At 37.0% G+C, this 9,004-nt stretch carries 8 protein-coding genes; 3 read left to right on the top strand and 5 right to left on the bottom strand.

Features of this window, described 5'->3' with window-relative positions; translation table 11 throughout:
* Positions 1-630 (bottom strand): ABC transporter ATP-binding protein (locus ACEWK1_RS26365; RefSeq protein ID WP_416636806.1); only part of this gene is annotated, 630 nt, incomplete at its 3' end.
* Positions 631-964: 334 nt separating this feature from the next.
* On the opposite strand from ACEWK1_RS26365, the gene ACEWK1_RS26360 reads away from it, so the two are divergent.
* Positions 965-1,186, top strand: coding sequence for a DeoR family transcriptional regulator (locus ACEWK1_RS26360; protein ID WP_121663105.1), 222 nt, complete (start codon positions 965-967; stop codon positions 1,184-1,186).
* Between the two features lie 77 nt (positions 1,187-1,263).
* On the opposite strand, the gene ACEWK1_RS26355 is transcribed toward ACEWK1_RS26360, so the two are convergent.
* Positions 1,264-1,992 carry a pseudouridine synthase gene (locus ACEWK1_RS26355; RefSeq protein ID WP_121663106.1) on the bottom strand — a complete coding sequence of 243 codons (729 nt, stop codon included), beginning with the start codon at positions 1,990-1,992 and terminating at the stop codon, positions 1,264-1,266.
* A gap of 328 nt (positions 1,993-2,320) precedes the next feature.
* A complete protein-coding gene (locus tag ACEWK1_RS26350; protein WP_416636805.1) occupies positions 2,321-3,955 on the bottom strand; it encodes a putative polysaccharide biosynthesis protein in 1,635 nt (544 codons plus the stop codon).
* A gap of 170 nt (positions 3,956-4,125) precedes the next feature.
* Between ACEWK1_RS26350 and ACEWK1_RS26345 the strand changes: the two genes are divergently transcribed.
* Together ACEWK1_RS26345 and ACEWK1_RS26340 are read left to right on the top strand one after the other, a co-directional pair.
* On the top strand, positions 4,126-5,391 hold the full coding sequence (locus ACEWK1_RS26345; protein ID WP_251396153.1) for an NAD(P)/FAD-dependent oxidoreductase: 1,266 nt from the start codon (positions 4,126-4,128) through the stop codon (positions 5,389-5,391).
* 79 nt (positions 5,392-5,470) lie between these two features.
* The gene (locus tag ACEWK1_RS26340; protein ID WP_121663109.1) at positions 5,471-5,656 is read left to right on the top strand and encodes a sporulation protein Cse60; all 186 of its coding nucleotides are present in this window, start codon (positions 5,471-5,473) and stop codon (positions 5,654-5,656) included.
* A 300-nt stretch (positions 5,657-5,956) separates the two neighbouring features.
* On the opposite strand, the gene ACEWK1_RS26335 is transcribed toward ACEWK1_RS26340, so the two are convergent.
* Positions 5,957-6,280, bottom strand: coding sequence for a rhodanese-like domain-containing protein (locus tag ACEWK1_RS26335; protein WP_121663110.1), 324 nt, complete (start codon positions 6,278-6,280; stop codon positions 5,957-5,959).
* Positions 6,281-6,553: 273 nt separating this feature from the next.
* On the bottom strand, positions 6,554-8,968 hold the full coding sequence (gene leuS / locus ACEWK1_RS26330; RefSeq protein WP_416636804.1) for a leucine--tRNA ligase: 2,415 nt from the start codon (positions 8,966-8,968) through the stop codon (positions 6,554-6,556).
* Between the last annotated feature and the right edge of the window lie 36 nt (positions 8,969-9,004).

Genomic DNA, 9,004 nt, shown 5'->3' with positions numbered 1-9,004 from the left:
CTCAATTGTTCCTTGAGCAACCATTGTTCCCCCTGATACGAGTAAAAACCGATCACATATTTTTTCAGCCGTGTCCAACACGTGAGTTGACATTAAGATAGCGGCACCGCGATTTTGTTCTTCTTCCATAACAGTTAAAAACATTTTAGTAGCACTCGGATCAAGACCTATAAAAGGCTCATCAACAATATAATAATCAGGTTGTAATACAAGAGCTTGTATGATCATTACTTTTTGCTGCATTCCTTTTGAAAAGGTGGATGGCATCTCATGTTTTACTTTTTCCATTTTAAAAGCATGTAAGTAGAGATTAGCTCTTTCAATTAAAATCCTATCATTGATTCCATTAACTGCAGCTAGGAGGTCCAAATGCTCCCACAAGGTTAAATGATCATAGAAGATAGGTTTTTCAGGTATATATGCATACCTACTACATGGTTGCTTGTATATCTCTCCTTTCACATATTCCATTACACCTAAGAGAGTCTTGATTGTTGTACTTTTACCTGCACCATTCGGACCGATTAAACCAATCCATTCTCCTTTATGTAAATGAAAATCAATTCCCTGAATAACAGGATCTTTTTCTTCATACCCTGCTTCTTCAATTTTCACTGCTAAAATACTCATCTTTGATCCTCCTTGTTTAATTTAATACGCTCGGAAGATGGAAAAAGATTCAAAAACCATAAAAAAATTCATTTTAATGTCATACTATTCAGAACAATGGGCATATAGATTTATTGTGTTAAGTACGCGCGTGCTTGTTTATCTTGGAATAAAAATGTTAATATTGTGTAAATTGAAACTTTTCTATGGATTATTACTGTCGAAATCGTGTAAAATATTGTTGTAACGTTTTACCGCATAAAACTAAATATGTATGAAGTGACATCTGAAAGAGCAGTCATCGAAAGGTTGTAGTAGGCATTGCCAGTGCGATCAAACGATAAGGAGTGGTTTTTTGAAACCTTCAACAAACCGTATGCTAACCAGAATCAAATCAGTCTACATGTTTATTAATGAGCGGGGAACTGTGACGACACAGCAACTCGTTGACGAATTTGGTATAACATCAAGAACCATACAACGTGATTTAAATGTGTTAGCATATAACGATTTGGTTCACAGCCCTACAAGAGGTAAATGGGCCACTACAAAGAAGAAAGTTAAGATGTCTTCGTAAGATCAAAAATAAACATTCCTATATACATAAAATAAGGAACCTTATGATCAAGGTTCCTCCTTTTTGCCTAAATGTTTTTATAATTCTATCGGTTTAGCATTTCTTAATGCCTCTATTTCTTCCTCTGTTAGATCGCGATATTCTCCTATTTTTAGTTCATCCTCATCTAAAACAATTGGTCCCATCGATATTCTTTTTAAATATGTTACTTTTTTTCCAACAGATTCAAACATACGTTTTACTTGATGGAATTTACCTTCTGTTATGGTAATATGAATGGTCGATTGATTCCCCGCTGTTAGAATTTCAAGTTTAGCAGGCTTTGTTACATAACCATCATCCAATGTCACACCATTCTTAAAGGACTCGATGTCCTCTTCAGTTACTTCACCTAATATGTCTGCATAATAAGTTTTTGGAACATGTTTTTTAGGAGACAGCAGTTGATGTGAAAGCTGTCCATCGTTCGTCAAAAGTAATAGCCCTTCCGTATCTTTATCAAGACGACCAACTGGAAACGGTTGATAAACAGCGTCTTCCATTTCCAGTAAATCAATGACTGTTTCTTGATACTCATCTTCTGTTGCGGATAAATATCCTGCCGGCTTATTCATTAGTAAGTAAACGAATTCTTTGTATTCAACTTTTTCTTCATTTACTGTAATGTGTTGATGATCAGGATCCACATGTGTTTTTGGATCCTTTATTGGTTCTCCTTCAACTTTTACAGCTCCTGTCTTAAGTAATTGTTTTACTTCTTTTCGGCTTCCAAAGCCGATATTTGCTAATAGTTTATCAATTCTCATATTATGTAAGCCCCCCTAACGGAACTAGATATTTTAATTTAAGTCTATTTGTTGATATCTTGTCGTATTTTTCATTTAACCTAAGAACAGGTCCGTTCCATTGCGCTCCAGACAATTGCTTTCCGCGGGGAGGAAGCTTGAGCCTCCTCTGCTTTGCCTGCGGGGTCTCAGCCTTTCCTCTAGCTCCCGCAGGAGTCAATTGTCTTCCACTTCATTCCACTATCATTTTGATATTTTAAATCAAAGAATTTAACTGAAACAACTTTTAGTAAAAAAACTCGGAGAATCCGAGTTCTTTGTTATCTTTAACTTATTTCATTAATTCAACCTATTCAACTGATCGTTTTTTACTTGGTAAAAAACGGTTTAAACGGTTTCCTAATAATTTTTCTAACAAATGAGATCGATATGTTAAGTAGGCATATGTTGCTCCACCAATTGCGACGGCAATTCCAACAACAATAACAGCATTCATACGACTAACTGAGTAATTAATAAAAATACTTAGTATAGAAAATACCACGGAAACAACAAGCCCCATAAAGATACACAGTATTGTAATTAATAACGACCTCTTAATTAGGAGTCTAAAAGAATAACCTGCATGGCGTTTAATCATCGCAAACCCATAGATTAACGATACAATGTAGCCTGCTGCAGTTGCGATAATTGAGCCTACTCCTTCATAAAGCTCAATTAACGTAACATTTAAGGAAAGCTTCACAATTAAGCCTATGACTAAGCTAATCACCGCAAGCTTTTGTTTATTAATACCTTGTAAGATCGCTGCATTCACTGTAAAAAGAGAGAAAAGTAAAGCTACAGGGGCATACCACATTAGAATATGCTTCCCAATTTCTTCTGATGTTCCCGCGTAGAACACATTATAGGCTGGTCCGGCTAAAACAGAAAGACCAATCACAGCAGGTAAAACAAGTAACATAATCACCTGTAAAGTTTGATCAATCTGTTTATGTAGTAAGCCCCGATTATTATTTGAGAAAGACTCTGTAATAGTTGGAATCAGTGTTAATCCAAAGGCTGTAGCTAATGATACTGGAATCATCACTAATTTTGGCACATAAAGAAGTAACACAGAAAACATATCCATTGTATATGACTGTTCATTTCCAGTACTTAACATTGCACGGTTAAAAGTCAACGTGTCGATGTAATTGTAAATGGGGATTGCCAATCCAACAAAAACAAATGGTCCTGCATAACGAAATACTTCCTTAAACATTCTGCCGAGTGGCATTGGTTCAGCTTGAATTGGATTGTCCTGCATAGCTAAGAGTGTACCCTTTCGTTTCACCAAATAGATAAACAAAACAACTAACCCGCCTACTGCTCCAACAAACGCAGCAAATGTAGCATAGCCAACTGCCAAAACAAGTCCACCATTTAATACATTCATCACGATGTAAGTTGAAACTAACAAAAAGACAATTCTGACAAGCTGTTCAACAACCTGTGAAACTGCTGTAGGTCCCATAGATTGATGCCCCTGAAAGAAGCCCCTTATTAAGCTCATTAGCGGAACAACAATAAGCGCAATGCTCACCATTCTGATGACGAGAGTTGCATCTTCAACTGTTACTCCATTAAGCTCTCTTTCAGCAAGTGCTGCAATTGCAAACCATGGTGCCAGCATATATAAGATAGCAAAAGCAAGTAAGCCAGTTATGAGCATAACAAGTATGCCTGCCTTAAACATCCTTCGGCTCGTTTGGTAATCTCCTAAAGCATTATATTTTGAAACAAATTTAGATACAGCTGCTGGAAACCCTGCTGTTGCAACGCTTAAGAAAATTGTATATTGTGCATATCCTGCATGAAACAATCCACCACCAGTTGTTCCCACCATCGCTGCAAAAGGAATTAAATAAATCATTCCTAAAATTCTTGATATGTATGTACCTAATGTTAATACGAACGTTCCTCGTAACAAATTATTAGACATTTTTCTTACTCACCATTCTTCTCTATGAAGATTCAACTTTTCTATTTTACCATAAACCCACATATATACCATAAGCATTGTGATTCATCATTATTTTTCATCACATTTTTTACTTTTTACGTTCTTCAGATATAATATGGTAGCAGACAAGTGAAAAAGGTGTGGATTAAATGAAATATGATGTAGTTGTAATTGGTGGAGGTCCTTCAGGATTAATGGCTTCCATTGCTGCAGGAGAAAAAGGAGCTCGTGTACTTCTTTTAGATAAAGGAAATAAACTAGGAAGAAAGCTTGCCATATCAGGTGGTGGTCGCTGTAATGTAACAAATCGATTGCCAATAGATGAGATTATTAAACATATACCCGGAAATGGCCGTTTTTTATATAGTGCTTTCTCCGAATTCAGCAATGAAGATATTATCCGTTTTTTTGAAAATCTAGGTATTCAATTAAAAGAAGAAGATCATGGTCGAATGTTTCCCGTCACGGACAAAGCGCAATCAGTCGTTGATGCACTAATAAGTGAATTAAAGCGATTAAACGTGGAAATACGTACAAATGAACCTGTAAAAGATGTGATATACGATGAGGAAAAGGTAACAAGCATTGTACTAGTTAACGGTGAAACAATTATAACAAAAGCAGTTGTACTAGCTGTTGGTGGAAAAAGCGTACCACATACTGGGAGTACAGGTGATGGATATGCCTGGGCTGAAAATGCCGGACATACGATTACCGAATTGTTTCCGACTGAAGTGCCTATTACCTCGAATGAACCATTTATCCAGGAGAAAGCTCTACAAGGACTTTCTTTACGTGATGTGGCACTCAGTGTCCTTAATCCAAAAGGAAAAACAATTATTACCCATAAAATGGATATGATTTTCACTCACTTCGGAATATCCGGTCCAGCTGTATTAAGATGTAGTCAATATGTGGTCAAGGCTATGAAAAAGTTCAAAACAAATGCCGTTACTGTCAGTATTGATGCCCTGCCTGATCAAAATGAGGAACAGCTTTTTCAATCTATTGTTAAAGATTTAAAACAGGATTCAAAAAAAGCGATAAAAAACGTGTTAAAAGGATTGCTACCTGAACGTTACTTACTCTTTTTGTTAGAAAAAAATCAAATTGATACGTTAGTTACGTATGATAATCTATCAAATGAAAAATTGCGCTCTTTCGTAAAAGATTGCAAGCAATTTCAATTTCAGGTCCATGGTACACTATCAATTGAGAAAGCCTTTGTAACTGGAGGTGGTGTATCAGTAAAAGAAATTCACCCGAAGGAAATGTCATCAAAACTAAAAGCGGGATTATATTTCTGTGGTGAGATACTAGATATACACGGTTACACAGGTGGCTATAATATTACGTCAGCTTTAGTAACCGGGCGTCTCGCTGGAACAAATGCTGCTCTTTACTCTAAAGAATAAAATCACTTCTCCATTCTAGTAATAAATTTAGACAAGCTGTCATACAGATTATTAAAATGGAAATTAGGAAGTGATCATGATGTTAAAAGTGGCGCTTTTTGATGAAGAACACGAAAAAGATTTAGAAGAAGAAATCAATGGGTTTCTAGCAGACCTCGGAGAAAATCAGGTTAGAGATATAAAGTTCAGCGTATCAGTATCCATAGACGAGGATGGAGAACAAATCTATTGTTACTCAGCACTTGTTATTTACCGGGAAAAGTAAAATGCTTGGAGACATATATGCTCCAAGCATTTTTTATACCAAGATAAGCACCTGGTTAAGCGATTTCCAATTCATCAAGAATCGCCAGAAAATAAGCTACTAAAATAAGCGGAAAAGTTCCTCTTAATGAGGAAATAGTACGAAAAATAGATTAAATAGACGGAAAAATTCCGCCTATTTCATCAAAAAAGATGAAAATGGACCATTTTACTTTGCATAACCGGAAAAAATCCGTTTATACCCCCCCAAACAAGTTCCATTCTTCATTCTAACTGGAAAAATTCCGTTTATTTATTTAATTTACGCTAGCTGACTCTTTGGCTTTGTTTCACCTTTATAATCAAGCATGCCACCAGTCATGTTAACAACATCGTATCCTTTGTCTTGTAAATAAGCACAAACATTTCCGCTTCTTCCACCTGAGCGACAAATGTAAATCGTTTCTTTATCTTTATCAAGTGCATCTAAATGCTCCGGAATATCATTCATACGAATATGCTTCGCTTGCGGAATCATGCCTGCTTCTACTTCTTCGTCTTCACGAACATCTATTAGCTCAAGCTTTTCCCCATTTTCTAATCTTTTTTGTACCTCTTCAGGAGAAATTTCTTTAAATTCAGACATTATGTACACCCTTTCAGTTTTAATAGTTGCATTATATCAAAGTAGTTTGTGAGGTGCTAGTTTGCAGAATTTCTTTATTTGATGCTTTTTGAGATATATTTGATATTTTGTCCAATATATTAGTCAATTTCTATGATTTATTTGCTAATTTTCACAGTTTATTTGCTGATTTTGACCAGATATTAGTTCTTCGACAATCTACGACATACACAAGCAAAAAAACAAGCAAGCCCGACTCTCACTGAGCCGGGCTTGCCAATTCCAAAACACGTACTAGTTCGCCACAATATTCACAAGCTTACCAGGTACGGCAATTACTTTTCGTATTGTTTTTCCTTCTACATGTTCTTTCACACGATCGTCTTCTAATGCAATTTGTTCTAACTGTTCTTTTGTAACATCTTTTGCTACTAAAAGCTTTGCACGGACTTTTCCGTTTACCTGAACAACGATCTCTACTTCATTTTCAACAAGTTTCGCTTCGTCAAATGTCGGCCAAGCTTCATAAGAAATTGTGCTACTGTGACCTAATTTGCTCCATAGCTCTTCAGCTAAATGAGGGGCGATTGGTGATAGAAGCTTCACAACACCCTCTACATACTCTTTCGGAAGCACTGTTTGTTTGTATGCTTCATTAATGAAGACCATCAGCTGTGAAATAGCTGTGTTGAAGCGCAGTCCTTCCAAATCTTCTGATACTTTTTTGACCGTTTGATGATAAACGCGTTCAAGCGCATCGCTTGCTTCATCAACAACCTTCGGACTTAATTCACCATTATCTTCAATGAAGAGACGCCATACGCGATCTAAGAAACGTCTTGCTCCGTCAAGACCTGTTGTTGACCAAGCGATTGATGCTTCTAATGGTCCCATAAACATTTCATAAAGACGAAGCGTGTCTGCACCATGTGATGAAACAATCTCATCAGGATTCACAACATTTCCTTTTGATTTACTCATTTTCTCATTGTTTTCACCAAGAATCATCCCTTGGTTAAAGAGCTTCTGGAATGGCTCTTTTGTTGGCACAACACCGATATCATATAAAAATTTATGCCAGAAGCGAGCGTACAATAAATGAAGTACAGCGTGCTCAGCTCCTCCGATGTAAATATCAACAGGCAGCCATTGCTTTAATTTTGCATCATCAGCAAGAGCCTCGCTATTTTCCGGGTCAATATATCGTAAATAATACCAGCAGCTTCCAGCCCATTGTGGCATTGTATTTGTTTCACGACGACCTTTTTTACCTGTTACAGGATCAACAACATTTACAAATTCATCAATAATTGCAAGTGGTGACTCCCCTGTTCCAGATGGCCTAATTTCTGTTGTTTTTGGTAATACAAGTGGAAGTTCTTCTTCCGGAACGGCTGACATTGTACCATCTTCCCAATGAATAATTGGAATTGGCTCACCCCAATAACGTTGACGGCTGAATAACCAGTCACGAAGACGGTAGGTTACTTTCTTTTCGCCTTTTTTGTTTTCTTCAAGCCATGCGATCGCTTTTTCAATTGCTTCTTGTTTACCAAGTCCATTTAAGAAATCGGAGTTAACGTGTTCACCGTCACCAGTGTACGCTTCCTTCGTCACGTCTCCACCGCTTACAACTTCTTTAATCGGAAGATCAAACTTTACAGCAAATTCATAGTCGCGCTCATCATGTGCAGGAACTGCCATAATCGCACCAGTACCGTAAGTTACAAGTACATAATCTGCAATCCAAATTGGCATTTTTTCACCGTTTACAGGGTTAATAGCATAAGCACCTGTAAATACGCCTGTTTTATCTTTTGAAAGCTCTGTACGCTCTAAATCACTTTTATGTTTTACTTCGTTAATATAAGCCTCAACTGCTTGTTTTTGATCCTCAGTCGTAATTTTTTCAATAAAAGAATGCTCTGGAGCTAAAACAGCGTATGTTGCACCAAATAATGTATCAGGACGTGTTGTGAAAACAGTAAATGTTTCATTATGTCCTTCAATATCAAATGTTACATGAGCACCTTCAGAACGACCGATCCAGTTACGTTGCATATCTTTGATGCTTTCTGGCCAGTCAACGTCCTCTAAGTCTTCAAGAAGACGATCAGCATATGCTGTAATTTTCAGCATCCACTGCTTCATTGGGCGTCGCTCAACTGGATGACCTCCACGCTCACTTTTCCCATCAATAACTTCCTCATTTGCTAAAACGGTACCTAACGCAGGGCACCAGTTTACAGGTACTTCATCTACATAAGCCAAACCTTTTTTATAAAGCTGCAAAAAGATCCATTGAGTCCATTTGTAGTATTCAGGGTCTGTTGTGTTAACTTCACGATCCCAATCATATGAAAACCCTAGTGCTTGGATTTGTCTTCTGAAGTTATCAATGTTTTGCTTTGTAAATTCAGCTGGGTCATTCCCTGTATCAAGCGCATACTGTTCAGCAGGTAAACCAAATGCATCCCATCCCATCGGATGAAGAACATTATACCCTTGCATACGTTTCATACGAGATAAAATGTCTGTTGCTGTATATCCTTCAGGATGTCCTACATGGAGACCCGCTCCTGATGGATATGGGAACATGTCCAATGCATAGAACTTCGGTTTTTCTGTATCTTCTGTTGTTTTAAATGTTTTATTATGTAACCAATAATCTTGCCATTTCTTTTCAATCTCTTGATGATTGAAGCTCATCTGTTTTCCTCCTTAAAGCTTGCTCTTATTTTATTT

This window comes from Metabacillus sp. YM-086 (assembly GCF_048059995.1).
Classification (GTDB): domain Bacteria; phylum Bacillota; class Bacilli; order Bacillales; family Bacillaceae; genus Metabacillus; species Metabacillus litoralis_B.
Note: the sequence above shows the minus strand (reverse complement) of the source record. Positions and strands in the feature narration are given on the sequence as shown.

What these genes read in the sequence shown, in the direction of transcription:
- ACEWK1_RS26345 (WP_251396153.1), top strand. Translation starts at nt 4,126, where the DNA reads ATGAAATATGATGTAGTTGTAATTGGTGGAGGTCCTTCAGGATTAATG.
- ACEWK1_RS26355 (WP_121663106.1), bottom strand. Translation starts at nt 1,992, where the DNA reads ATGAGAATTGATAAACTATTAGCAAATATCGGCTTTGGAAGCCGAAAA.
- ACEWK1_RS26350 (WP_416636805.1), bottom strand. Translation starts at nt 3,955, where the DNA reads ATGTCTAATAATTTGTTACGAGGAACGTTCGTATTAACATTAGGTACA.
- ACEWK1_RS26340 (WP_121663109.1), top strand. Translation starts at nt 5,471, where the DNA reads ATGTTAAAAGTGGCGCTTTTTGATGAAGAACACGAAAAAGATTTAGAA.
- leuS (WP_416636804.1), bottom strand. Translation starts at nt 8,968, where the DNA reads ATGAGCTTCAATCATCAAGAGATTGAAAAGAAATGGCAAGATTATTGG.
- ACEWK1_RS26335 (WP_121663110.1), bottom strand. Translation starts at nt 6,280, where the DNA reads ATGTCTGAATTTAAAGAAATTTCTCCTGAAGAGGTACAAAAAAGATTA.